This is a genomic window from Paenarthrobacter sp. UW852 (genome assembly GCF_024608385.1).
Classification (GTDB): domain Bacteria; phylum Actinomycetota; class Actinomycetes; order Actinomycetales; family Micrococcaceae; genus Arthrobacter.
On record NZ_JAMSGY010000002.1, the window covers coordinates 363,976 to 390,055 of the forward strand.

Consider the following 26,080-nt stretch of genomic DNA (forward strand, 5'->3'; position numbering starts at 1 on the left):
GAAGGTCACGATCCGGAAGGATCGTGGGGACTGCCTGAACTACCAAATGCCAAACACAACAACACCGTCAAGTCTACAGAGTTTTGAGCAGATGGCTAGTGCTGGGAAATATTTATCCATCAGATGCGTTCCGGAGACAGTCCCGGCAACCCCACTTGGGCGTTACTGCCGCTCGTCGCCTTTGCCTACACCCTGGAGCCTTTCCTCGATCACCCAGCTGGAAATCGCCGGAGCGGCAGTCGCTATCAGGCACGCCGTTGCCCAGAGGTTGTCCAATAGTCCGCTGAAGAGCAGAACCAGGCTAAGGGCCGCCACCACCCACGTCGCGATATCGAGAGCCCGAATCAAGCTTGTGGTCGACATCTGCAAATCATCCCCCCAGATTGTCTTCCGGAAAGCCTACGTCTTTTCAAAACCTTCTTCGCCCATCCCCAAACGCCGCCCGCAAGCGTAACGTTCACCCCATGGGACCGACACCTGACACGGTCATCATCGGCGCAGGCCAAGCCGGCCTCACGACGAGCTACTGGCTCACGCAGTTCGGCGTCGAGCATCAAATCCTCGAGCGGCGCGCCACTCTGGGCGGCGCCTTCCAGGATCGTTGGGACGGTTTCTACATGAACACTCCCAACCTTTCGCTGGACCTCCCTGGGATGCCGTACGACGGCGACGACCGGGACGCGTTCATCCCCCGCGATGCCGCGGTGAACCTCTTCAGGCGGTACGCGGAGCTGATCGCAGCGCCAGTTCACACCGGCGTCGACGCGACCAAGTTATCCCCGACCTCGAACGGAGGCTTCCAGATTGAGACGTCTCTGGGCAGCTTGAAGGCGCGCAACGTTGTTCTTGCAACGGGCGCCTACCAAGTTCCCAGGATCCCGGCTCTCGCCGCGAAGCTCCCGAGCGGTGTCACCCAGCTGCACACTCACGACTACCGCAATCCCGAGCAACTACCCGACGGTGGCGTGCTCGTCGTCGGCACCGGACAATCAGGCGGCCAGATCGCCGAGGAACTCCACGCAGCCGGACGCGAGGTCCACCTCGCGGTTTCGATCGTTCCCGAAGCGCCCCGCCGGTACCGGGGCCAGGACCTCATCTATTGGATGCTCGAAACGGGCAAGCACGGCCCCGACTACGGAATCAACGCCCTTACCGCCAAGGCACTCCCCTCCCCCTCCCTGCGATTCGCCCCCAATCCCCTGCTCTCCGGCATCGACGGCGGGCACAGCATCCACCTTCGCGAACTCGGCCGCCGCGGCATGCACTTGCATGGCCATGTTGAAGCAATCGACGACGGCGACATCACCTTCAGCGACGACCTCCCCGAGCGCCTCGCCGCCGTCGAGTCCGCGTTTGGACAGCGGTCGCGAAAGGCGATTGATGCTTACATTGCGGCAGCGGGGATTGATGCGCCGTCGCAGCCACCTTTGGCAGCGGATGACTGGCTGCCGGATGAGCCGGCGCAGCTGAACCTGGCCGACGCCGACATCACGTCCGTCTTGTGGGCAACCGGGTACAAACTCGACTTCAGCTTCGTTGACATGCCGGTGGTTGATGAGTGGGGCTACCCGAAGCACATGGGTGGGGTGATGGAGGCAGCTGGACTGTTCGTCGTCGGGCTGCCCTGGCTCACGCGGCACTATTCAGCGATAGTCGGTGGTGTGGGCTTAGACGCCAGATTTATCGCTGAGCGAATTTCCGGCCTATGAACACTGTTCCCACTCAGTCAATACGCTCCCAGGAGGACGATCCATGCAAATGCCCAAGCCCTCAGAGGCGGACAAAGAACGCTTCCGCTCTGCCGTCCCCGAAAATTCAGACGTGGAGGTCAAGCCGATGTTCGGGAACCTCGGCGCTTTCGTCAACGGCAACATGTTCGCCGGCCTGTTCGGGCCCACCATCGGCGTGAAGCTCTCCGAGGCCGACCAGCAGGAACTGGAGTCCAATCACCAGACGCAACCCTTTGGTCCCGCAGAACGTCCAATGGGCGGTTACGTCGGACTTCCGGAGTCGTGGCAGGACGACGCCGAGCAAACTGCGGAATGGGTGGCCAAGGCCTTTGCGAACGTGGCGGCGCTACCGCCCAAAACGCCCAAGGCATCCAGGGCAAAGCAGCCCAAGAAATAGGCAAACCTGCACCCAAAAGCCCTCGCCAAACATATCCGGAAGTGCTGTGATCCTGCTATGGCATCTATGAATGGGCGAGTGTGCCTTGTGTCGGGCGCTACGGGCGGCCTTGGCAAGGCCATCGCAACTGCGCTGGCCCGCGAAGGAGGGACCGTCGTCGTGCCTGGCCGTTCAGAAGCGCGGGCAGAAGACGCGATTCGCGACATCCAGGCTGTGGTCCCCAACGCGGCGCTGGAGCCGCTTGCGTGTGACCTCTCGAGTCAGGCCACAATCCGGTCGGCGGTTGACGAGTTCCACTCCCGTCACCAAACGCTCAACGTACTCGTCAACGCCGCCGGCGTGTTCCGTAAGGAACGCCAAGTGACTCCGGACGGCCTTGAAGTCACGTTCGCCACCAACGTGATGGGCTATTTCCTGCTCACCAATCTGCTCGTGGATTCGCTGAAACAAGGCGCGAGTAAAGACGATGCCTTGACGTCGCGGGTGGTCAATATCGCGTCCAAGTATTCAGGTGGGCCGTCAGTTACCACGATCGATTTCGACGACCTTCAGACCACCAAACGCAAGTACAGCTACCTGCGCGCTACCCCACCAACGATGCTTGGCCGGGTTCTGTTGACGCAGGAGTTCGCGGAGCGTCTTCGGGGCTCAAACGTTGTGGTGAATGCCGTGCACCCGGGCCTGGTAAAGAACACGGGGTTGCTGCAGGACGTTGGCGGACCATTCCGCTGGCTGACAAACACCTTGGGCAAGCCTGCCGAGGAAGCGGCTGATACGCCCGTTTGGCTGGCCACTTCGCCGGAGACTGCTGCGGTGCCCGGCAAGCTCTGGGCCAAGCGCAAGGAACTGCCGACGCCGGGCATGGGGTCGGACCCGGCGGCGCGAAGGAGGCTGTGGGAGGAATGCACCCGTCTGGCGAAGATCCTCTGAGCTTCCGCTCAGGCCCCTACGCCTCCTTCAGGTCCAACTGCGGCGCAGGCCTGCGGAAACCACGCGTCAAGTAGGCGAGCCAGACCAAGCCAACGGCAGCCCATGCCAGACCGAATCCGATCGACAGGCCATTCAGACTCGTCCATAGCCAGATCGTGAGTACAAACCCAATGCCCGGAAGCACAAGGTTATGGATCACGCCGCGAGCTCCGCGGGCCTTTTGGTCGAAGTAGTAGTGCTTGATGACGGCAAGGTTGACCACGGAGAACGCTACGAGGGCTCCGAAGCTGATCAGCGATGAGATGGTCAAAAGGTCCAATACGAACGCCAGTAGGGACACCGCAGAGGTCAGCAGGATGGGCAGAACGGGAGTCCGGAATCGTTCGTGCAACCGTCCCAAGGCTGCCGGGAAAACTCCGCTGCGACCCATTGAATGAATGATCCGCGAGACCGAGGCTTGGGAGGTCAATGCTGATCCGAGGCTGCCGGCAATGTAGGCAGCCGTGAAGAAGGCAACCAGCAACTCGCCGCCCGCTGCTCCAATGACCTCGATGGCCGCCGAGTCCACGTCCTTGAAGGTGCTGACGGGGAGAACCAGGTGGCTGATGTACGCGAGTCCAAGGAAGATCATGCCGGCCAGCACCGTGGTGATCATGATGGCGCGGGGCAGATTCCGCTTCGGGTCCTTTGTTTCCTCGGCGAAGGTCGAGACGGCGTCGAACCCCAAGTAGGAGAGGCAGAGGATCGCTGAGCCAGCGAAGACGGGCGAAAGGCCTTCCGCACCTTCGGCCCCGGTGAAGGGGGCCAGCAGATCAACGCTGCCGGTTCCCGTGATTGAGGAAAGCCCCAGGGCCACAAACAACACAATGAAGAGCGCTTGGAGACCCACCACCACAAAGTTGGCCTTCGCAATCGCAGTAATGCCGAGGATGTTCAGCACGGTCACTGCCACAATCGAGACGATCATGAACACCCAGGCCGGGATAGCCGGGAATGCGGCTTCCATGTAAATGCCGATCAGCAGGTAGTTGATCATCGGCAACAGCAAATAGTCCAGCAGGAGCGACCATCCGGCCATGAAGCCAAGGCCCGGCCCGAAGGAACGGGTTGCATACGTGTACGCGGATCCCCCGAACGGGAACGCCTGCGACATCCGGCCATACGAGCGAGCCGTGAACAGCATGACCACCAGGGTCACGGCATAGGCAGCCGAGAGCCGCCCGCCCGTAAGTTCCACGACGATGCCGTAGGTGCTGAAGATAGTCAGCGGCACCATGTAGACCAAGCCCAGCAGGACCAGGGATGGAACACCGAGGACACGGCGCCAACCCTGGTTCGCTGATTCCGTAGACGCGGGCCCCACAGGCTTCTCGCCTGCCGGTGTATCAGTTTCAAACGTGGGGGTCATTGGGGATCCTTGATGGTCATGCTGGTGTGCTGGGAAGCTGCGACGCTGCAGAACTTCGTAGCTGCGACCGAATCTACGGGGTCACCGAGATCCTGAAGTGCTGGGGGTTGACTCGTGGGCGCGTGGTGGAAGCCTCTGGTCTTGTGAACGTGAAATGAATAGCGTTCATTTAGTGTGACGGTGAGGCGGGTCACAGTCAATATATGAAGGACGGATCTTCAGACAGCAGCACACGAGATCCGAGTACGGCGCCATCGGCTCGCCCTCCAGGCGCCGCCCTCCCCGCGCCCGCTTCGCCTCAGCCCCCTGCTCTCCGGCACCGACGGCGGACACGCCATCCCCCTCAGAGAACTCGGCCGCCACGGCATGCACCTGCACGGCCACCTTGAAGCGATACACGACGGCGGCGTCACCTTCAGCGACGGCCTCTCCGAACGCCCGGCAGCAGTTGAGTCCGCGTTTGGACAGCGCTCATGCAAGTCGATCGCTGCGTACGCTGCCGCAGCGGGGAGCGACGCTCCGGAGGAGGTGCCCTTAGAGGCAGATCGCTTGCCCCCAACTGAGCCTGCTCAGGCGAACCTGCCCCACTAAGACGTCACCTCGGCGCTGAAGGCGACCGATTACAAGATCAATTTTCAGTTCGTGGATCTGCCCTTGGTGGACGAGCGGTGTACGGTAACCACTTCCTCGGAGTCGCGGAGATTCCCGGATTGTTCGTGGTGGGGCTGCCATGGCTGACCAGGCACTGCTCGTCCATTGTCGGCGGGGTGGGACTGGATGCGGAGTACGTGGCAGGCCGGGTTGCCCTCGTGACAGCCTGACTAGCTACGACGACGGCGACGGACTACGCCCCGTCCCTCATCTTCTCGGCGCCCTGGCGCCGCTCAAGGATCACCCAAACTACCGTCGTCGGGAGCCCGATGAGTACCAAGAGCGCCATGCCCCAGAACATGCTGATCAGTTGGGTGGATTGCAGAATCACGACGGCCATCAACAGGACTGTGGATGCAATGTTCAAGATGCGGAGCTTACGTGCAGTAGTCATTTTCAGAATCGTTTCCCCTACGATGTCGTCCAAGAAGCCTAAAGGCTAACGCCCATCAAAGACTTCGGATGGAAGTGGCGGTTCTGTGCCGCGTTTGAGGCCAGTCACCCTCCCTGTTTAGAAAACCAAGGTTCCCTCTCAGAGAAAGTTGCTGTTGGGTACTCGTCCCCCTGAGGAGAATCGATGCGGGGCTCCAACCCGTGGTCAGTAAGGTATTTCAACGCCCGCTCGATGGTGTCAATCTTCCGTTTCAGCTCCTTGAGCGCAGGTGCCGACGCATCAGAAAACCCAAAGTCCCCCGCCCTGTCAGCCAGGATCCCTGCGCGAAGTCCATCCCTCCGTCTCAAGTGTTTCCGAAGCGGCCCGCAGATATCGGGCCCAGGACCTCATCTACTGGATGCTCGAAACCGACAAGCACGGTCCCGAGTTCGGCGTCAACGCCCTCACCCGTGAAGCGCTCCCCTCCCCCGCCGCCCGCTTCGCCCCCGACCCCTTGCTCCGGGGGTACCGACGGCGGCCACGGAATTCATCTCCGCGAACTCGACCGCCGCGGCATGCAGCTGCACGGCCATCTGGAATCAATCGACGACGACGACATCAGCCTTAGCGATGACCTCCCCGACCGCATTCCGGCCGTTGAGTCGATGTTCGCGAAGCGGTCCGGAAAGGCGATTGATGCGTACAGCGCGGCGGCGCGGATTGATGCGCCCCAGCAGGAACCCGTACCGGCCGGTGGCCGGCTCTCGGGTACAAAACTCGACTTCGGGTTGGTCGGCATACCTCTGGTCGATGAATGGGGCTTCCCGAAACACGACCGAGAAGTTCCAGAGGTTCCTGGCATATACGTGGTGGGTCTGCCATGGCTTACCAAGCACTACTCAGCCACAGTCAGCGGAGAGGGGCTGGACGCAGAGTACGGGACGGGCAGGATTGCCAGAGGTCGAGATTTTGAGCGATTCCGCCCGGAGACCTAACGCGGGCAAGCCACTTGCTTGGTACGATACTCGGCCAGACCAGAACACGGACCAACTACGCTGCTTCCTTTCTGCCCACGCCCCGACTACGCCACGCCCTCGGGCCGAACTTCGATAATGCGCTGAAGGCGAACGTCACTCGGCCTACGCCGAAATTGTCAGGGGCTACGGGCAAGGTGGGAAAGACCCGGCAGCATGTCCGGCCGGAGCTCAGCTGAACTTGAAGAGGAAAGCTGATTCTTCGGTGGCAGAAGTCTTGCTGGTGGCTCGGCGCGTCATTCGCACACTGGGTCAGATATACGACAGAATGTCGGGTGAACAACCCAGATAGGACATGATGGACAACGCACTCACGCTTCTCAGGCAAGCACGCGCACGATACACACAACGACAGCTCGCAGAGCAGCTAAACGTCTCCGAGAGGACGGTAGCGCGCTGGGAAAATGGAGATACAGCCTGCCCGACGATGCTCGCCCCCGCACTCAAGGAACTCCTAGGCATGAGGATCAAGAGTGATTCGGGTGCTTTCAAGTTCATCGATCTATTTGCAGGAATCGGCGGGATCCGAAAGGGCTTCGAGGCACATGGAGGTCGCTGTGTGTTTACCAGCGAGTGGAACAAGTACGCCGAAAAGACCTACTTGACCAATTTTCCCGATGACCATGAAGACGCTCATACGTTTGTTGGTGACATACAGCCGTTCGCTGCTGAAGAAGTCCCCGACCATGACATCCTTTTGGGTGGCTTCCCATGCCAGCCGTTCTCGATAGCGGGGGTGAGCAAGAAGAACTCGCTCGGACGACTGCACGGTTTCGAAGACGCCACACAAGGCACGCTATTTTTCGATGTTGCCAGGATAATTAATGAAAAGCGCCCTGCCGCGTTCATGCTGGAGAACGTCAAGAACCTCCGATCCCACGACAAGGGTCGGACTTTTGCCGTGATCATGGAAACGCTGCAGGAGGAACTTGGCTACGAGGTTCATACCAAGGTAATAGATGCCATCAAGTTCACTCCTCAACACAGAGAACGCATAATCATTGTTGGGTTCAGGGAGCCAACTGACTTCAGCTGGGACGATCTTGAGATTCCACCTGTGGGCCCGAAACTGAACACCATTCTTCACAAGACCGACGGAACTGAACCATTCCTCGAATGGGATGGTGACCGCTTCTTCGACCACGAAAACGCGGAAGTTCAGTCTAAATTCACCCTAACCCCCAAGCTTTGGGCTTACTTACAGGCCTATGCCGCAAAGCACAAGGCTGCGGGCAACGGTTTTGGCTTCGGGCTTGTTCACCCCACGGGAACGACCCGGACGCTGTCCGCTAGATACTATAAGGACGGTTCCGAGATCTTGGTTGCGCAAGAGGGACTTCGCCCTCGCAGGCTAACGCCGCGCGAATGTGCGCGCCTGATGGGCTACGAGGACTCATTCCGGATCCCCGTAAGCGACACGCAAGCCTATAAGCAGTTTGGAAACAGTGTCGTTACGCCCGTCATGAGCGAAATCGCACGCATCATGACCCCTCATGTCTCGAAAATCATCGACCAGTCCGATTCCTCTTCGGAAGCCATTTCGGCCTAAACGAGAGCCGCTGGCCGTGTCGTGGCGCACTGGCTTACATGGGCACGCGATACGGTCAGTTTCTGGGCACAACGAACTCGGCTTTAGGGGACGGCATGGATTTTGGGGATTTGGCAGACCACTTCGATGGAGTTGCGGCAAAGATACTCAGCACGGTCGAAACGGTTGGTCGCAGCTCGAATCAACACGAGCTAGACGGAGTGCGGGCACTCCAAGAACTATTTGGCCGCCCGACCGAGAAACTGTTCATTCCCACTCGGTTTCTTCAAGTTACCGATGACACGGATCAACCCGCCGTGGAAGATGGGACGTTAACCTTTTACGACGCCCGCAGCAACATCCCGAACAGATCCGAATACCGGCTCTACTATCCGGCCGCCATCAATGCGATGAAGATGGCCCAGCCAGGTGACATCGTTTTCATCGCTAAGCAGAAGACCCCTGGCGTCTTGTTCATTGTCGCTCCGGCTAACTCAAGCATCGCCGCCCAACTTGACTGGCTCTTCGGCACCAACGTCCTCGAACATCGAGGATTCTCAGTCCGCGCTGGACTTGAGACCGGACACGATACTCTCAGCTTGACTGCTATGTACCTCCTAGACATGCTCGGAATTGCCGTCGAGCCAGCCAATGACGATTGGCTTGAAAGAATCTTGGCAAAGTTTGGCCCCCGATTTCCTACTTCGGCTGAATTCGGGGCGTTCGCTCGTTCTACGTTGCCAGGCCTCGACCCAACCGACGACCCGGACGGGGTCCTCTTGGCGTGGATTGAGCAGGAAGAAATGCTCTTTCGAACCTTGGAACGCTACTTGGCGGCCGACACACTTGATGCCCTTTACACAAATGGCCATGTGGATGTCGACAGTTTCATCGAGGTCTCACTATCCCTCCACAACCGGCGCAAGAGCCGCGCCGGCAAGGGGTTGGAGAATCATCTAATAGCACTTTTTGGGGCTCTCAACGTACGCAATAGCTTTAACCCAGTGACGGAGAACCGGGCACGACCGGACTTTATCTTCCCAAGCATCGACGAATACGGCGATCTCAGATTTCCATCCGTCAAACTCACCATGTTGGGCGTGAAAACCACCTGCAAAGACCGATGGAGACAGATCCTGAGTGAAGCCAAGCGCATAGAAGACAAGCATCTCTTGACGCTGGAAAGCCCGATAAGCCCAGCCCAGACCGACGAAATGAAAGAACACGGGGTCCAGCTCGTAATTCCGCAACCCCTCCATGAGCCATACAAGCCACAGCAACAGGAGTGGCTCATGAATGTAGACGACTTCATCAAAACGGCTCGGGAACGCGATAGCCGGGGACCGATGCAAGGAATGTTGCACTGACAACAAGTTGCTCTTTGGCTGAAAGGGTCCCTTCTTCACAACCTCAGATAAAGATGTCACCTGCAGGATAGAATCCATAATTACTCGCGAGGCTACGTGGCGTGCCTCAATTGGTCTTTAGAAATCACTAGATATTGTGTAGCTGCGCCGGAGCAATGAGCTAAACGCCTTCGACGGCCTGAAGTCAGGTCCACACTAAGGCGGAAGTTAATTTGAGCGCACGCAAGGTCAGCATGATATCTGGTTATACGCAAATCAAATTGAAAAGTATGGGATTCTTCATAGGCCGCACCTCAATGGGCCTAAAGGCTGCCGTACTCCTCCTGAAGAGAAACATTTGTGTAATCCGGGAAAGCCTTCTGGGTATTAGTTAATGTGTTGCTACGTAGGGCGGTCAGTTGGTCTTCATTGGTAGTGCTCCAGATGTCCCAGCCACAAATGATGTCAACATAGCCATCCAAGCGTTCCTGTTGTGGTTCCGTCAGAGGCTCAAGAAAAAGCCGATTCCACTTCGCTTTTACAAATTGATGCTGAAAAGCGGGAATTAGGATCGCCTTCAACCACCAACCGACCGAACCTTGCATGAAGAAATTTCGAGCCCGACGAGTGTGTATATCTTCTTGAATGCCGGCCGCTTTCGGATTCCATTTGTCAGAAAGGACATTACTTGTAATGCGATTAATAAATTGCACTATCGCATCACGCTCATTCTCGCGAGGTAATGAGTCGTCCAATGGCGCAGCGAGTAATTCCTGACAAACCAATGGTCGGATTATCTTGGTGACCAAAACACGATCTGTTAGCGGCGAGTTGCGATCAGCCTTTGTGCTCAAGAATTCTTTGATTGTAAGATCTTCATGGTCTAATATAGCAAATTCAAAGTTCTCGAGGAGTCTTTTCTTGAAAGCAGCCTGGTTCTGCGCCGGCTGAGCTTTAACCAGCTCGATTTCATTTGGACTTTTGTCGTTATTTTTCGACCTATATTCCGCAACCTTGTCCTTAACCACATCATCTAATTTTTTTAAGGTATCAGTAGTAGATAATGGTCGTTTCTTTATACCCTGCTGAATTTGCACAACAAGGTTCTGCATCATGGGCAGATCGGGGTCCACGTAAAATTTCATAGGCACCTCCGTTCGTCCAAGAAGTATCTGAGCTGTCGTTTTGTGTTGACCATCGAATTGTTTGAGCTCGGCGAGGTCATCACCAATCGACACAAGGCGGCAATTGCTCGGCTCATGCACTGGCTTGCCCGCAAAATCGATAGCAAGAGCCCGAACGTGGTCGTGTTCAATGTACCGTGGTTGAGTTTCATCATCATTTTGGATAAACTGCATTGGCGCGGACATGAAGAAGAACTTCGTTTGGGTGGCTGGATCTATATAAACGGGTGCTTGACGCTTTTCGCCACCAAATGTAAGTTCTACAAGCCCTTCTGAGAATGTTACGCCCACTCTCTGGTTACCCCCGGGCAAATACCTATCAATCACATGATTGAATGATGTTCTGGGATGGGCTATGCACCACTTTGAAAAGGGAATGATCCTCTTTGCAAGTTCGAAGGGGACGTTTTTGCGGCTGCGGTTACAAAACCTATGTGCAAGGTAGAGGTTTTGGATCTCATTGCTCCCACCAGTGCCTTCCTTCTTGGCGACCATGTGATCAACATCGACCATGGATCCGTCGGCAGGAAGCGCCTCGCCACAAAGCGAACACCGACCTTCCGACTTGCGCCAAAGGGTTTCCGGAGCAGTCGCTCTGATGCCTTCCGGAAGTACATCGCGAATTGACTTGGGCAGTTTGAAGCCCTCAGGGATAGATGAGGACGGCGAGGTTGAACTCATGACTCTCAATCTATAGTCCTAGAGGCCACAAGCGGTACTCTCAAGTGGCTCTCTCAGAGAGTTCGGTGGTCCGGTCGGTACCAGTCGTCCAACGCCGAATCTGCGACCGCCACATGCAACGCTGCTGCACAATGGCCCGAAGGCCGCAGCACGTGGGCTGCTGCTATCCTGCTCGGTTAACCGTTCGCCGCAAATGTTTATCGCTTCTGCCCCATGACGCTATGGGCATCTTACGAATGTGTGACGACTGGCTTCTGGGCACAAAGACAGCGTCTGATGGCCTGCTCGATTCTTGACATTTCACGCTCATGTCGGAGTTCGGGAGTTGGGACTTGGATACTACGCTTTTGCAGTTTCAGCCGCAAGCATCAATCTGATGGGTCGCGGCTAGGGAAATGGCGTCCGACCCGGAAAGGCCTCTGCACCAAAAACACCGACCCCAGCACCAATACCGCCCCAATCAACTGCAACCCCGACAACGCCTCCCCTAGGAACACAAACCCCAGCACCGTAGCCACAAGCGGGCTCAGGAATCCCAGGAACGACACCACCATCGTCGGCAGCCGCTGGATACCCCGGAACCACACCGCATAAGCAGCCAAGGCACCGATTACGCTCAAGTAAGCAAAGCCCGCCAGGTTAGACAGCGACACCGACCCCGGCAGCCCTTCAACTGCCAAGGTCACGGGCAGCAGCATCACCCCACCCATCGCCAACTGCAGGCCTGTAAACCCAAGCAGCCCCACGCCGTCGGGCCTTCCCCAGCCTTTCGTGAGGACGATGCCGGCCGCCATGCTCAGCGCCGCCGCCATTCCGGCGAGCACACCCACAATAGTCAGCGTCGCGTCGGATCGCAGGACGAGCAAACCGATACCCGCAACTCCTACTGCGCAGGCAAGGATGTGCGCCTTGCGGATCCTCTCCCCCAGCAAAAGCACGCCGAGGAAGAGCACGAACAAGGGCTGAATGGACATGACCAGCGCCGCGAGCCCACCCGGCAATTGGTACGCAGTGAAGAACAGGAGGAAGAAGAACAGCCCAATGTTGAGCGCGCCCAGCGCCGCCGCTTTGAACCACCAACTCCCCCGCGGCCACGTTCGGGTGACCACCATGAGCACGATCCCAGCTGGCAGGGCCCGCACGGTCGCAGCCAAGAGCGGCCGGTCGGCGGGGAGGAACTCCGTGGTCACCAGGTAGGTTGAACCCCAAACCATCGGGGCAAGGGCGGTGATGAAAAGGTCGCGACGGGATGCCTTGGGCGCCCCAGCTCCCGCCCTGCTGGCAACCGCTGCAGATGAACTCATCTTTCAACTCCACACATTTCGATGTCAAACTATTTGATGTAAGACAATGTAAGTGCTGTACTGTTTGAGGTCAAGCATTGGAGGACGATGGACCGCGACGCAGTGGACATGATTCTTGAGCAGTGGAACAAGGAGCGGCCAGACTTGGACGTCAGCTCCATGGGTGTTCTGGGCCGGCTCAATAGGGCGAGTCGCCTCGCCTCCCTCGAGGTTCAGAAATTCATGAACCAGTTCGGGCTGGAGCCGTGGGAGTTCGACGTCCTGGCAACGCTCCGGCGGTCGGCGCCCGAGGCTCCACTGACGCCGGGCAGGCTCGCCAGCCTGACCATGATCGGCTCGGCGGCGATGACCAACAGAGTGGACCGGTTAGTAAGCCGCGGCCTGGTTCATCGCGAGACCAACCCCGAGAACCGCCGGCAACTCCTCATCAGTCTCACGCCCGAAGGGCTCGCCCTGGTGGATGACGTGGTGGAGCACCACGTCGAGAACCAACAGAAAATGCTCGAGGGGCTCTCCAGGACGGAGCAGACCCAGCTGGCGAACCTCCTGCGTAAGTTCTTGCTAACAAACAACGACGGCGAACCCTCCTAAGAGGGCCCATGCGAGGATGAGGCGTGGACACTTCCTCTGAGCAGCTTGCGATCGCAATCGGAAAAGCACTGGGTGGTGGGCAAGCAAGCGCCTACACCGGCACGTCGTACTGCCAGAACGGCAACCACTTGGTGAGGCATGCCGTTTCGGTGCACCCAAGGGCCTTCATGTGGTCTGCGAAGGAGTTGCCGGACGGGCCTACGAGAACATTCGACCCGCGTTCCCTCACCATTCAGACGGATGGCGTCGATAATTTCAGCCTGTCAATTGACCGCATCCCGTTTTCCTTTCCTGAAGCCGTCCAGCTTTCGTTTCCACTCTCGCTGCCCATATGGGGCCGACAGCTGGACGACTATCACCCGGTGGCTTGTGAGATGAATGGCTTGGACACAACACTCCTCCTCAGGCACCGCCTTGATCCGACCATCTTCGGGTCCTTCACCTTTGATACGGAAAGCGGTATCGCGAAGACGCTCTTCACACCGACGACGGCACTGAAACTGGAGCGCGAGGTCCCGCCGGAGAACGGAAAGTACGACTTCGGATTTGTGGCTGGCTCCGGAGACGCTGAATTTCAGAACCACCTCCGCCCCGACGGAGACACTCACCAGTAGAGGTGGCCTGCAAATGACCGTCTGCAGGCCATCCTCAACCTCATGGTCACTCGAGCTCTCTGGACATCTAATTGACCTGTTTACGTTTGCTTCGCCGCAGCAGCCACCAGCCATAAATGCCACCAGCTAGCATCACAGCAGCACCCACGCCCCGCCACCAAACAAGAGGCTGCCAGGTCGCGAAGATCACGGCCATCACGAAGAACAACACCACCTGCAACGGCGACGGAATCCGTTTCATCGGGCTGCCTTCAGTCATCGCTGCACGCTACCAACCCGCGCAGCCCATGAGCGTCAGCCCAATGCTCGACAACGTTCCAGCGAGCGCCCAGCCAACGACAGCACCGCCCGGCGCGAAGATGGTGACCATGCTGACTCCCACGCCCAACGCGCAGCTCCACAGGACCGAACCCGGGCTTCCACCGATGTTCAGGTGCGAGACCTGCTGTCCCCCGATGTACACGTCCAGGTACCCGGGACAAGTGGCCGGATCGTTGCTGGTCCAGTTGAACGACATGCCCAGGTTCGTGCAAAACGAGTAGTACTGCCCTGCCGGCTCCGGCGGCGCCGGGCTGTTCAACTCGGCGGGTATTTCGACGGCGGCCGCATGGGTTTGTGCTGGCGGCTCAGCTGCGGTGGCCGGAGCCAACCCCGTGAGAATTAAAGCGGCGCTTGCGGTCAGGACGATTGCTATCTTGCTGAGGTACCTCCGGATCATTATTGCTCCTAGTGAAGAACGATCTTGCTTGACCCGCACAGCCTGCGCCGGGAACCATCGGCTAGGTGCCCAAAAGCACCGAACTAGGTGGCGGGCCAGCCAAAATAGGTGCTAAAAGGCCCAAAAATGAGTGGCATAGCAGGCCCTCTAGGTGCCACCAATCAGCCCCGAACTTGTCCTGTCGGAAATTTCCGACATATCCTCATCAAGTGCTTCCCGACGTCTTCGGAGCCCTCGCGAACCCCTCGCGGCGCACCATCCTCGACAGCCTCCTCGGAGGTCCCCTGACTGCGGGCGAACTCACCGGCCGCCTCGAACTCAGCCGCTCATCGGCATCGGAACACCTCAGCGTCCTCAAGGAAGCCGGCCTGATCCGGGAGGAAAGGCAAGGCAGGCACAGGATCTACCACCTCCAAGCCGCCGGGCTGCAGGAAGTCAGCGGCTGGCTGAAGCACTACGAGCAATATTGGAACCAGCGGCTCGACGCCCTGGCCGATCTACTGAACAGGAACACCGATGACTGACAACGCAATCCGGCTGGAACGCACCTTCCCGCACCCCCAGGACGCCGTGTGGGCAGCCCTGACAACGCCCGACCTCCTCGCCCGCTGGTGGGCACCCGGCGATATCGCGCCCGTGGTCGGCCACCGGTTCACCATGGACATGGGCGCCTGGGGCCAACAGTCCTGCGAAGTCCTCACGGTCGAGCCCGGCACGTCCATCAGCTTCAGCTTCGCCGAAGGAACCTTGGACACCACCATCACGTGGACACTGAAAACGGTCGACGCCGGAACCACCCTCTACTTCGAACACGCCGGCTTCAACGTGGACTCCCCCATGGGACGCCAGGCCATCGAGGGCATGGGCAACGGCTGGCCGGGCCTCCTCGCGCGCATCGACCAAGTTTTGGTTAACGCAAGCTAGGGTGCGTTCCAAGGCAGGTTAGAACGGCTCGTTTAGGCCTTGTCCTTGGCCCACCACAGGAACTCGGAAGCATGTTGTTGGTGTCTAAAGCCCTCTCCGAGGAGTGCCAGCAGCAGGTCGTTGCTCCACAGGATAAGACGTCCTATGGTCCAGTCAACCTTCTCAGGGTCGGGCAATTCCAGGCCCAGAGGGAAAGGGCAATCTCACGCTTTCCAGCTTCTCCGGTGTACTTGAGGATTGTCAGGTACCTCTGAGGGTAAACGATGCACAGGACCTTCGTGAGCAGCGATTCCTTGAACCCCTTCATTCCGAAGGGCTTCGTGTCCTGGATCAGCGCTGTAAGGCGGTCCTCAAGATCGACTGGGGACGTGCCCCGGAGCAGATACTCCACCACCTTACGAACTCGCGCTGCACTGGCTTCTGGGCCCAATTCTTTCCACGCTTCGTTGAAGACGGACATGTTCCCTGGATTTGCCCCCACGTTGGAGTTGCCAAAGTCTTTAAACTCCTGAGGGTCCGCCTTTTGGAGGCCCTCAGCGCTGAAAATCTCCTGGTATCGCGCCCAATAAGGAGCGACATTAGGCACTGGCTCGGGCTCCCGGCGAAGAAATTCAGTCTTTAGTTGCCGGACAACCGCGAGCCTCTCGGGGTCGACATCCGTTGGCTGAGGAAACCTTTTCTTGATCTCTTCCAGGCGGGGAAGTTGAATCTTCGGCCGCAGAGGCTCGCCGCGCAGCCACTCCAGCCCGCATTTCGCGCATCTCAGCCTTTTCTGAGTTCCCGTCAACCGTTCGACGAGCCCGACGTGTTCGTCAGTCTGACAGCGGGAACACTCTAGGAGATCGATTGCCATGAGGCCTACCTTCCGAACGCGATGGCGATGTGAAGCGAACTCACGTTATCAGCCCAAATCGCACCAAACCTAAGGACGGAACCACCGACAATCGGCTCGCTCCCGTAATTACCCAGATCAGGGTGGAGAATCGCGGGTATGGGTGGATCAATGTACCAATTGGCAACTGACAATCCGGCTCGGGATGCTGCCTGGAAGCAACGCGCCGCCCGCGCGCAAGACTTCGGCGAATTCGCAGTGCGACTGTCACTCACGGATCCGGGCCCGTCCTCCATTTCCGGCCCATCCAAGGTCCGAGCGGGAATCATGGTCTCTGCGAACTTCGCCGACGCGAACAAGGGCGCGCTGTGCCTGATAACCCTCATACCGGCGCAGAACCTGCCCATGCGGAGCGTGCACATTGTGGACCTCTATGCAAACGAACTTACAAACTTCGCGTGCAGCCATATGGTTCCATACGGTGACGACGTGGCGGCGGCCCTTGGACGCGGCAGCGCTCAGCCCGCATCCATCCGAATAAACGGGATCGATACTGCCGGGTGGAGTCTGCAGCATCATGAGCTGCACGGCCTTGTCGTCCATACCGGAAACCGTGTGTATATGCGGCTCAGGACGAGCGCCCCCGAAGCGTCACTGGCACTAACAACCGAAGACTTGGGCGCACATCTCAGGGCGCTGCGCGGGAGCTAAGCCCAGTGGGGCCGCGCACGAATGCGGCTGGTTCTAGGGGGACGGCGTGGCATCCTGGCGTGGCTCTACGCCAAACCGAGGCTCGTAGGCCCTTCCAACAGCGTCCGCCTCAAGAAGACCCTCTAAAAGCGCAAGCTAAACCTAGGCCGCCAAGCCGCCCGCCGCCGTCGTACCCTTCACGGAGCACAAGGCGGTCAGCCGCCCGCAATCTCCCGCAACGTCTGCAGATGACCGGCCCACACCTCGCGCCCGGCAGCCGTCAGGCTCGCCGACGTCCGAGGCATCTTCCCCGCGAAGCTCTTCTTGATCTTCACGAACTCGGCCTTCTCCAGGATGGCAAGCTGCTTGCTCAGTACGGAGTCGCTGACCTGGATCGCGTCCCGCAAATCCTTGAAGTCCAGCGACTCGGCTTTGGCGAGCGCAGCCATGATGGAGAACCGGACGGGTGAGTGGACGAGTTCGTTGAGCTTGTGGCGCGGGTGTTCCGCCGACATGCTCATGCGCGCAGCTCCCGGAAGGCCGCGGCCAAGCCCACGACAGCAAGCGCGATGCCCGCCGGTAGGTAGAACCACAGGTTTCCGTCCTGGAACAGGATGGCTCCTGCCGCCAAGGCCACCGCATACAGGGCGAAATACGCCACCAAGGATGTCAGGAAGCGCTTGGTGTACCCAGCCTTCGTGGAACGCTGGAACATGGGCCAAATACTGGCCGTCACTGCGGCCCATGCACCAACGGAACAGGCCAGCAACGGAGCGCCGTAGCCGGTGACGAGCACTATGTGCATGCCGATCATGAGCAGCGACCCTATGATCGCGAGGCTGGTGAAGGTGACAGCAACCGGCCAAGCGGCGGCGTTGGTTGAGGTGGCGCCGATGGCCTCTGCCTTGGCCAGCAGTTCACGTGCTTCTGCAGCGGATGGGCTGCCGGTGGTCTCATTCATGCTTCCCCCAAAGTTTCGAATCTGATGTCTCAACAGTAGGAAAGTACTTTCCATGTTGTCAAGTACTTTCCAGTGATCACCGTTAACACGCGCCCCACCAGACCCGGTAAATTTGATTCCACGAGTTTGACCCTCGGTGAGCAACACCATTCGCGCGCCTCACGAAAGCAGGATCACATGACCGTCTCTCCCCTCATCTGGGGCATCACCATCGTCGTTATTTTGGCGCTTTTGGCCTTCGACTACTTCTTCCACATCCGCAAGGCCCACGTCCCATCGCTGAAGGAAGCGGCCATCTGGTCCTCCATCTATGTGGGCCTCGCGATCGTTTTTGGCATCCTGGTGCTGATCTTCGGTGGTGGCCAGATGGGGTCCGAGTACTTCGCCGGTTACATCACGGAGAAGGCCCTCTCGGTCGACAACCTGTTCGTGTTCCTGATCATCATGGCGAGCTTCCGAGTGCCGCGCGAGGATCAGCAAAAGGTCCTGCTCTTCGGCATCGTGTTCTCGCTGATCGCCCGCACTGGCTTCATTTTCCTGGGCGCCGCGCTGATCAACTCGTTCGCTTGGGTGTTCTACATCTTCGGCCTCATCCTGCTCCTCACGGCAGGCAACCTGCTCAAGCCCGGCGACCACGGGGACGATCAGGCTAACAACTTCATCATCCGCGTGGCCAAGAAGCTCTTCCACACCACGGATAAGTACGACGGCGACAAGCTCTTCACCATGGTCAACGGCAAGCGTGCCCTCACGCCGATGCTCTTGGTGATGGTCGCTATCGGCGGCACGGACATCCTTTTCGCGCTCGACTCCATCCCAGCCATCTTCGGCCTGACCCAGAACGTCTTCGTCGTGTTCACCGCCACCGCGTTCTCCCTGATGGGCCTCCGTCAGCTGTACTTCCTGATCGACGGCCTGCTGGACCGCCTCATCTATCTTTCCTATGGCCTCGCGGCGATCCTGGCGTTCATCGGCGTCAAGCTGATCCTGCACGCGCTGCACGAGAACAACCTGCCGTTCATCAACGACGGCGAGCACGTCAACGTCATCGAAATCACCACCGGCCTCTCGCTGAGCGTGATCATCGGTGTCCTGGTCATCACCGTGGTTCTCTCCCTGATTAGCCCGGCCGGCAAGGCGCAGACGGCCATCAACAACGCACGCCGCCACGCCGTCGATTATCTGGACCTCGACTACACCGCCGACGCCAACGAGCGCGAGCGTATCTACCGCGCACTGACGGCTGAGGAAGCGCAGATCGTTCAGATGCCGCTGAAGTACCGGAACAAGGCCAAGGACGTGGAGAAGATCCGCGAGCAAGTGGCCGAGGCGCACCGCCAGCACGAGGCGTTCCTCAACCGCTAAAGCTAGCCGCCCAGCAGCACGCTGACCTGGGCACGGATATCGTCGCCAACCTGGGCATCGCTCAGGCCCAGGTTGGCTGCCGACGTCATACTGATGAACATGATCGCGGAGATGATTCCGGCCAGCTTTTCAGCTCCCCGCGCCGCCAGATTCTTGTCACGGTTCAGGACATCGACGACGGCGGCTTCCGTCCGTTGGGTGAGGGCCAGCGCCTCTGCGTGGTGCGGCTCTGCCGGATCACCAAAGACGATCTCCTTCAGATAGGTTCTGCCGTTCTCAATCTGGACCCGGTTGCAGGTGATGATCGGGTTGACGATGGCCATCACCGCGTCAAGGACCTCGGCTTCGGCAGCGGCCGCTTCGACTCCCGCGGCGAGCGCCTCAGCGTATTTCACGTTGTGCACCAGAAGCAGCAGCTCCGCCTTGGTTTTCGCATACAAGAACAAGGTTCCCGATCCGACGTCGGCCTTCTCAGCCACTTGCTGGGTGGTGACCTCATCCACTCCGTGCTGGGTGAAAAGCTCTCGGGCGGCCGCGGTGATGCGGTCAAGCTTTTCCTGCTTGTTCCGCTCGCGTCGGCCAAGGGTCTGGGGCGCAGGCTGCATTCAGCTACCGTATCAGCGGCCCAAGAACTCGAGGACTACAGGGACGAACCTGTCATGGAATTGGAAGATGCCACCGTGTCCGGAATCAGGATAGATGACCAGTTCGCTGCCCGGAATCCGGCGGTGCATGTCGCTTGAAAGCACAGAGGGCACCATGCGGTCGTTGTCGCCGTTGGCGATCAGGGTCGGCTGGGTGATGACGCCCAGATCGACCGACGGCGACAGCCCCCACCGGCGGATCGCTTTCAGTTGCGTCTGGAAAGCGCTGAGCTTGATGGGAGCCTCGCGATTGGTGGTGCGTTCCTTGAGTCGGTTAATGAAGGCCCGGGCGGCAGGCTTACCGGTGGCATTCCTGTTGAAGAACAGGAACTCCTTGGGATCCTGCCGGGTGAGGCTGCCCCGGAGAACGTCGTAGTACGTGGTTCCCATAATCTTCTGGATGCCTTCTCCACCGGCAGGGCCGGTACCGGCGAGAACCAGCTTGCGCACCAAACCGGGGTGCTTGAGCACCAACGACTGCGCGATCATGCCCCCGAGTGAGAAGCCGAAGAGATCCACCTGCTGATATCCGAGAGCTTGGATGAAGGTGGCGGCGTCGTCGGCCATGCTGTCGATGCTGTCCGGAACGGTGCCAGTGGACACGCCTACTCCTCGGTTGCTGAAGGTGATGACGTGGTGCTTCGCGGCGATGGGATCGATGATGCGCGGATCCCAGTTGTCCATGGTCCCGGCGAGGTGAATCAGGAAGACCACCGGAACCCCACCCTTGGGCCCCATCTCCCGGTACGCGTACGTGACTCCGCCTGCTGTTACGGTCTTAGCGGGTACTTGCAAATATGACTGTTCTTCACTGCTCATGATGTTCGTCCTGTCCTGTGGTTGTTGCTGGCTAAAGGTTTCTGGCTAAAGGTGGCTGACAACGGTCTTGCCGCGGACGCCGCCCTTTTCCATGGCAGCAAGGACATCGGCCGTCTGATCGAACGGCACCACCCGGCCAAGGACCGGCTTGATCTCCCCCGCATCGATAAGTCCCGCAATGCGCCGAAGCTGGTCGCCGTCGGCACGCATGAAGAGGAACTGGTAGCTAACGCCCAGGCGGCGGGCCTTGCGGCGGATACCCGAGCTCAGCAGGGTCGTCGCACCCAGCAGCACAGGGTTTCCGCCCAGCTGCCGAGCAAAGTCTGCGTCCGGTGGACCCGCGATGCCGATGGCTTTGCCACCCTTTTTCAAGACCTTCAGGGACCGTTCCAGGTTCTCGCCGCCGAGGCTGTCCAGAACGAGGTCGTAGTCGTGAAGGATCTCCACGAAGTCCTCGGCGCGGTAGTCAATCACTACATCAGCGCCCAGCTCACGGACAAAGTCTTTGTTCCCGGCGCTGACCGTCGTCGCTACGGTTGCGCCCAGGTACTTGGCCAACTGGATGGCGATGGAGCCTACTCCCCCGGCACCGGCATGGATGAACACTTTCTGCCCGGGGCCAACGTTTCCGCGCTCCACCAGCGCCTGCCACGCGGTCAAGGCCACCAACGGAAGCGAGCCCGCTTCTTCCATGCTGATGGTGGCCGGCTTGATGGCCAGGTCTTCTTCGGCCACCGCGATGCGCTCCGCGAACGTGCCGATCCGGTGGTCCCCTGCGCGAGCGAAGACCTCGTCGCCGGGCGTGAAGGACCGCACCTTTGGCCCCACCTGCAGGACCACGCCAGCGACGTCGTGACCAAGAACCTGCGGCAGTTTGTACGGGAGGATCTGCTTGAACTCCCCCAGCCTGATCTTCTCGTCCAACTGGTTCAGGCCGGCTGCGTGAACCTCCACCAACACATCGTGATCTCCGAGCACCGGCTCGGGAACGTCAACCTGCTGCAGCGGTTCCTTGTACTGGTTGAGGACGAAGGCTTTCATAAGGGGTCTCCCGTGGTTGATTTCTGACTTAACTCAATTATGAGTCTACTCAGTAATTTAAGCAAGGGAAGCTCCGGACCTCCCCCATCGGAGATGCCCGCACGCTACCCCGGGAGAGGGCGCCGGTGGGACTGCTGAGCCCCGTTTAGACGACTCGCTGCGTATAAGACGGTAGGAAACGTCGAATACGCAGCGAATCATCGAAATGGCCGGCCTGAAGCGTTACGTCGCCGGCTTCCGCCACATCACTGCGAGCACCAGCACCACGGCACTGAGCCCCAGCATCACCAGTACCATGAGCCCCCAGTTGGCCTGGTTCACACCAGGGCCGTAGAACACGCCGATCAGTACGGTCGCCGTGATCGCGCCAAGGTAGCGGCAGGTCTGGAAAATCCCGGCGGCCACTCCGCGTTCTTCGGGCCGGGCGGAAACGTAGAGACCCTGATTGGATGCTGTGCTGACCACGCCATACGGCACACCCATCAACGCGGTGAGCACGAACACCAGCGGCGCCCACAGCGTCAGCGTCAGCGCACCCAACGTTCCTGCCGCAGCAGTAAGAATCAGAACCCCGGTGATCAATACAGGCCGGACGCCGTACCGCTCAATGAACCGCACAGTCAGCGGCGTCACCACAACCGACAACGCCGCAAGGGGCAGCATGAGCAGGCCTACTATCCCGGCGTCGTAATGGCCAGCTTCCTGCAGCAACTGCGGAAGGCCGAAGAACGCGAAATAGTAGACGCCGCTGAAGACGATAAACAGCAAGTAAACCAGCAACAGCGGACGGTTCCGCCCCAGCAAACGCAGGTCCAGGAATGGCGGACGGAAGCGCAGCTCACGCCAGGCGAAGAGCGCCCCGATCACTGTGGCAGCGCCGAGCAGGTACCACCGGTAGCCGGGCATCACGTTGAGCAGCGCCATCATCGCAAGCATGAGCGAGGTAACGAAGGCCAAGATGCCGGGGATATCAGAGTCCCGGATCAGCGTCCCCAAGGAACCGGTCTCGCGATGAGCGTCCGCGGGCGCCGTCTGCCGAACCACGAACAACGCAAGCAAAGCGATAGGCACGTTGATCGCGAACAGCGCCTGCCACCCGACAAGGCTCACCAACAGCCCGCCCACTACTGGTCCAACAGCAGCGGCGGACGTATTCGCCATCTGGATCCGGCCCAACGGCCGCGTGGGCGGCAGCTTAGACAGCCGGCTCAGCTCGGTGACCATGACGACGGCGGATGGGTACGCCGTCGCGGTCCCGACAGCCATCAGTGCGCGGGCCACGCAGACGAGCGCGAAGTTGGGCAGGAACGGGGCGATCGCGCAGGTGACTGCGACCAAAGCCATGCCGAACATGAACAGTCGGCGGGGGCCGAAGCGGTCCGCGAGCCTGCCCATCAACGGCTGCCCGGCGGCGGATGCCAGGTAGAACGAGGTGATGACCCAGGTGACCGTGGCGACGTCCAGCGAGAAATGCTCCCGCAGCACCACCAACGCAACGGCGATCATGGATGAGTTCAACGGGTTCAGCGCCGTCCCCAGGCTCAACGCAGCAATAGCCAAGCCGGGGCGGGGGTTGTTGGCGGTCACCTACCCAAGTTTGCTCCATGGTTGCCTCGGGTCACGAAACGGGCTCACAGGGCGGACTTCGCACGCCATCCCAAACAGTTAACCTCCCCGCCATTTGAAGTACGGCAGTCTCGTAATTCCGATTCAGATACTGCTGGTTTCGTAATTCCCGTCACCCCCCACACATGACGGAAGGCACCACCATGCACGCTCGTGCAGGCATCATCGCAACATCGCTCATCGGCCTCCTGGCCATCGGCGCCCTCGCCGGCTGTTCAGGCGACGCCACCGCGGCCGGAGCAAACAAGAGCAGGACCGAGCTGGTCTTCGCCACCCCTCCGGGCACCGACGATCCCGAAGAGCAAGCCATCATGGCCGACCTCGCCACCATGGTGGGCGACGCATCCGGCCGCACCGTGACCAACCAGCAGCCGGCCGACTACCTGGGCGTCGTCGAAGCCGTCCGCAACGGATCCGTGGACGTCGCCGTCCTCAGCCAGTTCTCCGCCGCCCTCGCCTACAAGACGGAAAGCGTTGATCCGCTGCTGGTCTGGCCCGCCAGCACGGAGCCCGCCAGCTTCTGCCTCGCCAAGAAGGACAGTGGGATCAAGTCCCTCGCTGACGTCAAGGGCAAGCAGGTGGCGTTCATCGATCCCGGCTCCACCACCGGCTACTTCATGCCCAAGTCGCTCCTCGCCAAGGCCGGGCTCACCGACGGCACTGACTACAAGAGCACCTTCGCCGGCTCCCACGACTCCGCCGTCCTGGCCATGGCCAACGGGAACGTGGACGTCGCCTGCACCGCCCGCCAGCTCTACCCCACGTTCGTCCAGAAGGGCGTCATCAAGGAGGACCAGGTCACCATCATCGCCAAGTCCGACCCCATCCCCGTCGGCATCTCCATCGTGGTGTGCAAGGACTTGGACAATGAGGCCCGGGAAGCCCTTAAGGCCAAACTCCCCGCCCTCATGGCCGGGAACGAGAAGATCGCAAAGACGTTCGGCATCACCGGCCAACCCACTGCCGATCCGGACTTCAGCACCTACGCTCCCCTGGTGGACGTGGCCGAATCCATCGGCGTGGACCTCCAGGACCTCCGATGAGCCTCTTGTCACCAGCAGAAAGCACGACGGCGGCAGTCACCTTGAGCGGCTCGCCCACCGTCCGCGCACGCCGGTTGCGGGTCCAGTACGGCGAGCAGGTAGCGCTGGCAGGCGTCGACCTGGATGTCTACCCGGGCGAAGTCGTAGCACTGCTGGGCCACTCCGGTTCGGGCAAGTCGACCCTCATGAAAACCCTCACTGGCATTGCACCCTTTACTGCCGACGCATTGGAAGTGGCCGGCCGCGAAGTAGCCCGGCAAAACGCGGGCGGCCTGCGGGAGCTGCGATCCGACGTCGGATATGTTTTCCAGCACTTCAACCTGGTGCCGCGACTGACCGCCCTCACCAACGTGCTGTCCGGCGGCCTCCACTCGGCAGGGCCGTTGAACATGCTAGGCACGTTCAGCAGGGCGCAGCGGACCATGGCGTTGGAACTGCTGGACCGTGTGGGCCTGGCACATAAGGCCAAGCAGCCGTGCCGCAGCCTGAGCGGTGGTGAGCAGCAGCGCGTCGCAATCGCCCGGGCGCTCATGCAGCAGCCACGCCTCATCCTGGCCGACGAGCCCGTTGCGTCGTTGGATCCGCGGCTCGCCGGGAACATCCTTGGCCTGCTCCGCGACATCGCCCACGAAGAACAGATCCCCGTGATCGTCAGCCTGCATGTCGTGGGCCTCGCCCGCCGCTATGCCGATCGGGTCCTCGGCCTCCACTCGGGTGAGCTCGTGTTCGCCGGACCCGCCACCAACATCACGGAAAAGGAGGTGCACCAGATTTATGGAACAGACACTGAGCTCCTCGAAAACTGAAGCCCCCGCAGATGCATCCAAGACCATCAATACCACACTCCCCGAGGCTGACCGCCTCCGGCTCTCCCGCCCCTTCGGCCTCCCCACACCACGAGGCGCTGCGCTCTGGGTGATTGTTGCCGTCGTGCTGGTCTGGGCCGGAATGGGAGCGGGGTTCAACCCCGACAAGCTGCTCAGCGGTATCCCCAACATGGGCAACTTCCTGGGCCGCCTGTTCCCGCCCACGTTCGACAAGTTCGGCATCATCATCAAGCTGCTGGTCGAAACGCTCCAGATGGCGCTGGTTGGTACCGTGCTTGGCGCGCTGGCATCCCTGCTGCTTAGCTTTGGGGCGGCCAGCAATGTCGCCCCGCGCTGGGTGTACACGTCCTGCCGTGCGGTGCTGAACGTTCTGCGCTCGATTCCGGAACTAATCTTCGCCCTGATGTTCGTCTCCGCTGTGGGCCTGGGACCGTTCGCCGGCATCCTGGCGATCGTGCTGGGCTCGGTCGGGTCCATCGGCAAGGTGTACGCCGAAGCCATGGAATCCGTGCAGACTGGACCAGTGGAAGCACTCACCGCCGTCGGCGCCAACAAGCGGCAGATCATCACCTACGCAGTGCTCCCCCAGGCCGCCCCCCTGCTGGTCAGCTACACATTGCTCCTGTTCGAAGGCAACGTGCGCGGTGCCACCATCCTCGGATTGGTGGGGGCTGGCGGCATCGGCCTGGAGCTGACTACCGCCATGCGCATGTACGACTACGGACACCTTTGCGCCATCATCATCAGCATCGTCGTGCTGGTGACCATCATCGACCGGGTCAGCGCCTTCATCCGCGCCAAACTCAGCTAGGAAATCCC

Annotated in this window: 30 protein-coding genes; 16 read left to right on the top strand and 14 right to left on the bottom strand. The window is 59.9% G+C overall.

The features are described 5' to 3' along the window. Window positions 1-162 precede the first annotated feature (162 nt). Complete coding sequence (locus NEK97_RS04790; RefSeq protein ID WP_257368788.1) at window positions 163-363, bottom strand: hypothetical protein; 201 nt, start codon at window positions 361-363, stop codon at window positions 163-165. A 101-nt stretch (window positions 364-464) separates the two neighbouring features. Between NEK97_RS04790 and NEK97_RS04795 the strand changes: the two genes are divergently transcribed. Genes NEK97_RS04795 through NEK97_RS04805 form a run of 3 tightly spaced genes read left to right on the top strand, consistent with a single transcriptional unit; the run spans window position 465 to window position 3,057 of the window. Continuing rightward, on the top strand, window positions 465-1,709 hold the full coding sequence (locus tag NEK97_RS04795) for an NAD(P)/FAD-dependent oxidoreductase (protein WP_257368789.1): 1,245 nt from the start codon (window positions 465-467) through the stop codon (window positions 1,707-1,709). A gap of 43 nt (window positions 1,710-1,752) precedes the next feature. Beyond that, window positions 1,753-2,127 (top strand): TfoX/Sxy family protein, encoded by a 375-nt coding sequence (locus NEK97_RS04800; RefSeq protein ID WP_257368790.1) that lies wholly within the window; start codon window positions 1,753-1,755, stop codon window positions 2,125-2,127. Window positions 2,128-2,184: 57 nt separating this feature from the next. After that, window positions 2,185-3,057 carry an SDR family NAD(P)-dependent oxidoreductase gene (locus tag NEK97_RS04805; protein ID WP_257368791.1) on the top strand — a complete coding sequence of 291 codons (873 nt, stop codon included), beginning with the start codon at window positions 2,185-2,187 and terminating at the stop codon, window positions 3,055-3,057. A 16-nt stretch (window positions 3,058-3,073) separates the two neighbouring features. On the opposite strand, the gene NEK97_RS04810 is transcribed toward NEK97_RS04805, so the two are convergent. Further along, a complete protein-coding gene (locus NEK97_RS04810; RefSeq protein ID WP_257368792.1) occupies window positions 3,074-4,465 on the bottom strand; it encodes an APC family permease in 1,392 nt (463 codons plus the stop codon). A gap of 668 nt (window positions 4,466-5,133) precedes the next feature. On the opposite strand from NEK97_RS04810, the gene NEK97_RS04815 reads away from it, so the two are divergent. Further along, window positions 5,134-5,286 carry a hypothetical protein gene (locus NEK97_RS04815; RefSeq protein WP_257368793.1) on the top strand — a complete coding sequence of 51 codons (153 nt, stop codon included), beginning with the start codon at window positions 5,134-5,136 and terminating at the stop codon, window positions 5,284-5,286. 23 nt (window positions 5,287-5,309) lie between these two features. Here the strand turns inward: NEK97_RS04815 and NEK97_RS04820 are convergent, their stop codons facing one another. Beyond that, entirely contained in the window at window positions 5,310-5,510 is a 201-nt protein-coding gene (locus tag NEK97_RS04820) for a hypothetical protein (protein WP_257368794.1), read from the bottom strand. Window positions 5,511-6,064: 554 nt separating this feature from the next. Between NEK97_RS04820 and NEK97_RS04825 the strand changes: the two genes are divergently transcribed. From NEK97_RS04825 to NEK97_RS04840, 3 genes are all read left to right on the top strand, one after another. Then, window positions 6,065-6,484 carry a hypothetical protein gene (locus NEK97_RS04825; RefSeq protein ID WP_257368795.1) on the top strand — a complete coding sequence of 140 codons (420 nt, stop codon included), beginning with the start codon at window positions 6,065-6,067 and terminating at the stop codon, window positions 6,482-6,484. A 334-nt stretch (window positions 6,485-6,818) separates the two neighbouring features. Next, window positions 6,819-8,072: a DNA (cytosine-5-)-methyltransferase gene (gene dcm, locus NEK97_RS04835; protein ID WP_306672808.1), complete on the top strand. Its 1,254-nt coding sequence runs from the start codon at window positions 6,819-6,821 to the stop codon at window positions 8,070-8,072. Between the two features lie 95 nt (window positions 8,073-8,167). Further along, complete coding sequence (locus NEK97_RS04840; protein ID WP_257368796.1) at window positions 8,168-9,418, top strand: type II restriction endonuclease; 1,251 nt, start codon at window positions 8,168-8,170, stop codon at window positions 9,416-9,418. Between the two features lie 302 nt (window positions 9,419-9,720). Here NEK97_RS04840 and NEK97_RS04845 read toward each other — a convergent pair whose 3' ends face one another. Then, entirely contained in the window at window positions 9,721-11,262 is a 1,542-nt protein-coding gene (locus tag NEK97_RS04845; protein ID WP_257368797.1) for an HNH endonuclease, read from the bottom strand. Window positions 11,263-11,630: 368 nt separating this feature from the next. Further along, the gene (locus NEK97_RS04850; RefSeq protein WP_257368798.1) at window positions 11,631-12,566 is read right to left on the bottom strand and encodes an EamA family transporter; all 936 of its coding nucleotides are present in this window, start codon (window positions 12,564-12,566) and stop codon (window positions 11,631-11,633) included. A gap of 87 nt (window positions 12,567-12,653) precedes the next feature. Here NEK97_RS04850 and NEK97_RS04855 point away from each other — a divergent pair, with 87 nt between their 5' ends. Beyond that, entirely contained in the window at window positions 12,654-13,157 is a 504-nt protein-coding gene (locus tag NEK97_RS04855) for a MarR family winged helix-turn-helix transcriptional regulator (protein ID WP_257368799.1), read from the top strand. A 23-nt stretch (window positions 13,158-13,180) separates the two neighbouring features. Next, entirely contained in the window at window positions 13,181-13,771 is a 591-nt protein-coding gene (locus NEK97_RS04860; RefSeq protein ID WP_257368800.1) for a hypothetical protein, read from the top strand. Window positions 13,772-13,838: 67 nt separating this feature from the next. On the opposite strand, the gene NEK97_RS04865 is transcribed toward NEK97_RS04860, so the two are convergent. After that, window positions 13,839-14,030: a hypothetical protein gene (locus tag NEK97_RS04865; protein WP_257368801.1), complete on the bottom strand. Its 192-nt coding sequence runs from the start codon at window positions 14,028-14,030 to the stop codon at window positions 13,839-13,841. A gap of 9 nt (window positions 14,031-14,039) precedes the next feature. Next, entirely contained in the window at window positions 14,040-14,489 is a 450-nt protein-coding gene (locus NEK97_RS04870) for a hypothetical protein (protein WP_257368802.1), read from the bottom strand. Window positions 14,490-14,698: 209 nt separating this feature from the next. Here NEK97_RS04870 and NEK97_RS04875 point away from each other — a divergent pair, with 209 nt between their 5' ends. Continuing rightward, window positions 14,699-15,013 (top strand): metalloregulator ArsR/SmtB family transcription factor, encoded by a 315-nt coding sequence (locus NEK97_RS04875; RefSeq protein ID WP_257368803.1) that lies wholly within the window; start codon window positions 14,699-14,701, stop codon window positions 15,011-15,013. Next, entirely contained in the window at window positions 15,006-15,413 is a 408-nt protein-coding gene (locus NEK97_RS04880) for an SRPBCC domain-containing protein (protein ID WP_257368804.1), read from the top strand. The genes NEK97_RS04875 and NEK97_RS04880 overlap by 8 nt, the downstream gene beginning before the upstream one ends. A 142-nt stretch (window positions 15,414-15,555) precedes the next feature. On the opposite strand, the gene NEK97_RS04885 is transcribed toward NEK97_RS04880, so the two are convergent. Next, the gene (locus tag NEK97_RS04885; protein ID WP_257368805.1) at window positions 15,556-16,266 is read right to left on the bottom strand and encodes a hypothetical protein; all 711 of its coding nucleotides are present in this window, start codon (window positions 16,264-16,266) and stop codon (window positions 15,556-15,558) included. A 138-nt stretch (window positions 16,267-16,404) separates the two neighbouring features. Here NEK97_RS04885 and NEK97_RS04890 point away from each other — a divergent pair, with 138 nt between their 5' ends. After that, window positions 16,405-16,956, top strand: coding sequence for a hypothetical protein (locus NEK97_RS04890; RefSeq protein ID WP_257368806.1), 552 nt, complete (start codon window positions 16,405-16,407; stop codon window positions 16,954-16,956). Window positions 16,957-17,150: 194 nt separating this feature from the next. On the opposite strand, the gene NEK97_RS04895 is transcribed toward NEK97_RS04890, so the two are convergent. Beyond that, the gene (locus NEK97_RS04895; protein ID WP_257368807.1) at window positions 17,151-17,456 is read right to left on the bottom strand and encodes a transcriptional regulator; all 306 of its coding nucleotides are present in this window, start codon (window positions 17,454-17,456) and stop codon (window positions 17,151-17,153) included. After that, window positions 17,453-17,896, bottom strand: coding sequence for a hypothetical protein (locus NEK97_RS04900; protein WP_257368808.1), 444 nt, complete (start codon window positions 17,894-17,896; stop codon window positions 17,453-17,455). The genes NEK97_RS04895 and NEK97_RS04900 overlap by 4 nt, the downstream gene beginning before the upstream one ends. A 177-nt stretch (window positions 17,897-18,073) precedes the next feature. Between NEK97_RS04900 and NEK97_RS04905 the strand changes: the two genes are divergently transcribed. Continuing rightward, window positions 18,074-19,261, top strand: a complete 1,188-nt coding sequence (locus NEK97_RS04905) for a TerC/Alx family metal homeostasis membrane protein (protein WP_257368809.1) — start codon at window positions 18,074-18,076, stop codon at window positions 19,259-19,261. 2 nt (window positions 19,262-19,263) lie between these two features. On the opposite strand, the gene NEK97_RS04910 is transcribed toward NEK97_RS04905, so the two are convergent. The 4 genes from NEK97_RS04910 to NEK97_RS04925 all read right to left on the bottom strand — a co-directional run bounded on the left by NEK97_RS04910 (window position 19,264) and on the right by NEK97_RS04925 (window position 23,352). Next, window positions 19,264-19,866 (bottom strand): TetR/AcrR family transcriptional regulator, encoded by a 603-nt coding sequence (locus tag NEK97_RS04910; RefSeq protein WP_257368810.1) that lies wholly within the window; start codon window positions 19,864-19,866, stop codon window positions 19,264-19,266. 12 nt (window positions 19,867-19,878) lie between these two features. Continuing rightward, window positions 19,879-20,724, bottom strand: coding sequence for an alpha/beta fold hydrolase (locus NEK97_RS04915; protein ID WP_257368811.1), 846 nt, complete (start codon window positions 20,722-20,724; stop codon window positions 19,879-19,881). A gap of 45 nt (window positions 20,725-20,769) precedes the next feature. Next, window positions 20,770-21,765, bottom strand: a complete 996-nt coding sequence (locus NEK97_RS04920) for an NADP-dependent oxidoreductase (RefSeq protein ID WP_257368812.1) — start codon at window positions 21,763-21,765, stop codon at window positions 20,770-20,772. 222 nt (window positions 21,766-21,987) lie between these two features. Continuing rightward, window positions 21,988-23,352 (bottom strand): MFS transporter, encoded by a 1,365-nt coding sequence (locus NEK97_RS04925; protein WP_257368813.1) that lies wholly within the window; start codon window positions 23,350-23,352, stop codon window positions 21,988-21,990. Between the two features lie 182 nt (window positions 23,353-23,534). Between NEK97_RS04925 and phnD the strand changes: the two genes are divergently transcribed. From phnD to phnE, 3 genes are read left to right on the top strand one after another with little or no spacing between them, the layout of a single operon-like run. Then, complete coding sequence (gene phnD, locus NEK97_RS04930; RefSeq protein WP_257368814.1) at window positions 23,535-24,434, top strand: phosphate/phosphite/phosphonate ABC transporter substrate-binding protein; 900 nt, start codon at window positions 23,535-23,537, stop codon at window positions 24,432-24,434. Beyond that, window positions 24,431-25,240 (top strand): phosphonate ABC transporter ATP-binding protein, encoded by an 810-nt coding sequence (gene phnC / locus NEK97_RS04935; RefSeq protein WP_257368815.1) that lies wholly within the window; start codon window positions 24,431-24,433, stop codon window positions 25,238-25,240. Before phnD ends, phnC begins: the two co-directional genes overlap by 4 nt. Next, a complete protein-coding gene (gene phnE, locus NEK97_RS04940; RefSeq protein WP_257368816.1) occupies window positions 25,209-26,072 on the top strand; it encodes a phosphonate ABC transporter, permease protein PhnE in 864 nt (287 codons plus the stop codon). Before phnC ends, phnE begins: the two co-directional genes overlap by 32 nt. The last annotated feature ends 8 nt before the right edge of the window (window positions 26,073-26,080 follow it).

Excerpts from the sequence above, each read along its gene's own strand:
- NEK97_RS04790 (WP_257368788.1), bottom strand. The coding sequence starts at position 363 with ATGTCGACCACAAGCTTGATTCGGGCTCTCGATATCGCGACGTGGGTG.
- NEK97_RS04795 (WP_257368789.1), top strand. The coding sequence starts at position 465 with ATGGGACCGACACCTGACACGGTCATCATCGGCGCAGGCCAAGCCGGC.
- NEK97_RS04800 (WP_257368790.1), top strand. The coding sequence starts at position 1,753 with ATGCAAATGCCCAAGCCCTCAGAGGCGGACAAAGAACGCTTCCGCTCT.
- NEK97_RS04805 (WP_257368791.1), top strand. The coding sequence starts at position 2,185 with ATGGCATCTATGAATGGGCGAGTGTGCCTTGTGTCGGGCGCTACGGGC.
- NEK97_RS04810 (WP_257368792.1), bottom strand. The coding sequence starts at position 4,465 with ATGACCCCCACGTTTGAAACTGATACACCGGCAGGCGAGAAGCCTGTG.
- NEK97_RS04820 (WP_257368794.1), bottom strand. The coding sequence starts at position 5,510 with ATGACTACTGCACGTAAGCTCCGCATCTTGAACATTGCATCCACAGTC.
- NEK97_RS04825 (WP_257368795.1), top strand. The coding sequence starts at position 6,065 with ATGCAGCTGCACGGCCATCTGGAATCAATCGACGACGACGACATCAGC.
- dcm (WP_306672808.1), top strand. The coding sequence starts at position 6,819 with ATGATGGACAACGCACTCACGCTTCTCAGGCAAGCACGCGCACGATAC.
- NEK97_RS04840 (WP_257368796.1), top strand. The coding sequence starts at position 8,168 with ATGGATTTTGGGGATTTGGCAGACCACTTCGATGGAGTTGCGGCAAAG.
- NEK97_RS04845 (WP_257368797.1), bottom strand. The coding sequence starts at position 11,262 with ATGAGTTCAACCTCGCCGTCCTCATCTATCCCTGAGGGCTTCAAACTG.
- NEK97_RS04850 (WP_257368798.1), bottom strand. The coding sequence starts at position 12,566 with ATGAGTTCATCTGCAGCGGTTGCCAGCAGGGCGGGAGCTGGGGCGCCC.
- NEK97_RS04855 (WP_257368799.1), top strand. The coding sequence starts at position 12,654 with ATGGACCGCGACGCAGTGGACATGATTCTTGAGCAGTGGAACAAGGAG.
- NEK97_RS04865 (WP_257368801.1), bottom strand. The coding sequence starts at position 14,030 with ATGACTGAAGGCAGCCCGATGAAACGGATTCCGTCGCCGTTGCAGGTG.
- NEK97_RS04870 (WP_257368802.1), bottom strand. The coding sequence starts at position 14,489 with ATGATCCGGAGGTACCTCAGCAAGATAGCAATCGTCCTGACCGCAAGC.
- NEK97_RS04880 (WP_257368804.1), top strand. The coding sequence starts at position 15,006 with ATGACTGACAACGCAATCCGGCTGGAACGCACCTTCCCGCACCCCCAG.
- NEK97_RS04885 (WP_257368805.1), bottom strand. The coding sequence starts at position 16,266 with ATGGCAATCGATCTCCTAGAGTGTTCCCGCTGTCAGACTGACGAACAC.
- NEK97_RS04890 (WP_257368806.1), top strand. The coding sequence starts at position 16,405 with ATGGGTGGATCAATGTACCAATTGGCAACTGACAATCCGGCTCGGGAT.
- NEK97_RS04895 (WP_257368807.1), bottom strand. The coding sequence starts at position 17,456 with ATGAGCATGTCGGCGGAACACCCGCGCCACAAGCTCAACGAACTCGTC.
- NEK97_RS04900 (WP_257368808.1), bottom strand. The coding sequence starts at position 17,896 with ATGAATGAGACCACCGGCAGCCCATCCGCTGCAGAAGCACGTGAACTG.
- NEK97_RS04905 (WP_257368809.1), top strand. The coding sequence starts at position 18,074 with ATGACCGTCTCTCCCCTCATCTGGGGCATCACCATCGTCGTTATTTTG.
- NEK97_RS04910 (WP_257368810.1), bottom strand. The coding sequence starts at position 19,866 with ATGCAGCCTGCGCCCCAGACCCTTGGCCGACGCGAGCGGAACAAGCAG.
- NEK97_RS04915 (WP_257368811.1), bottom strand. The coding sequence starts at position 20,724 with ATGAGCAGTGAAGAACAGTCATATTTGCAAGTACCCGCTAAGACCGTA.
- NEK97_RS04920 (WP_257368812.1), bottom strand. The coding sequence starts at position 21,765 with ATGAAAGCCTTCGTCCTCAACCAGTACAAGGAACCGCTGCAGCAGGTT.
- phnD (WP_257368814.1), top strand. The coding sequence starts at position 23,535 with ATGCACGCTCGTGCAGGCATCATCGCAACATCGCTCATCGGCCTCCTG.
- phnC (WP_257368815.1), top strand. The coding sequence starts at position 24,431 with ATGAGCCTCTTGTCACCAGCAGAAAGCACGACGGCGGCAGTCACCTTG.
- phnE (WP_257368816.1), top strand. The coding sequence starts at position 25,209 with ATGGAACAGACACTGAGCTCCTCGAAAACTGAAGCCCCCGCAGATGCA.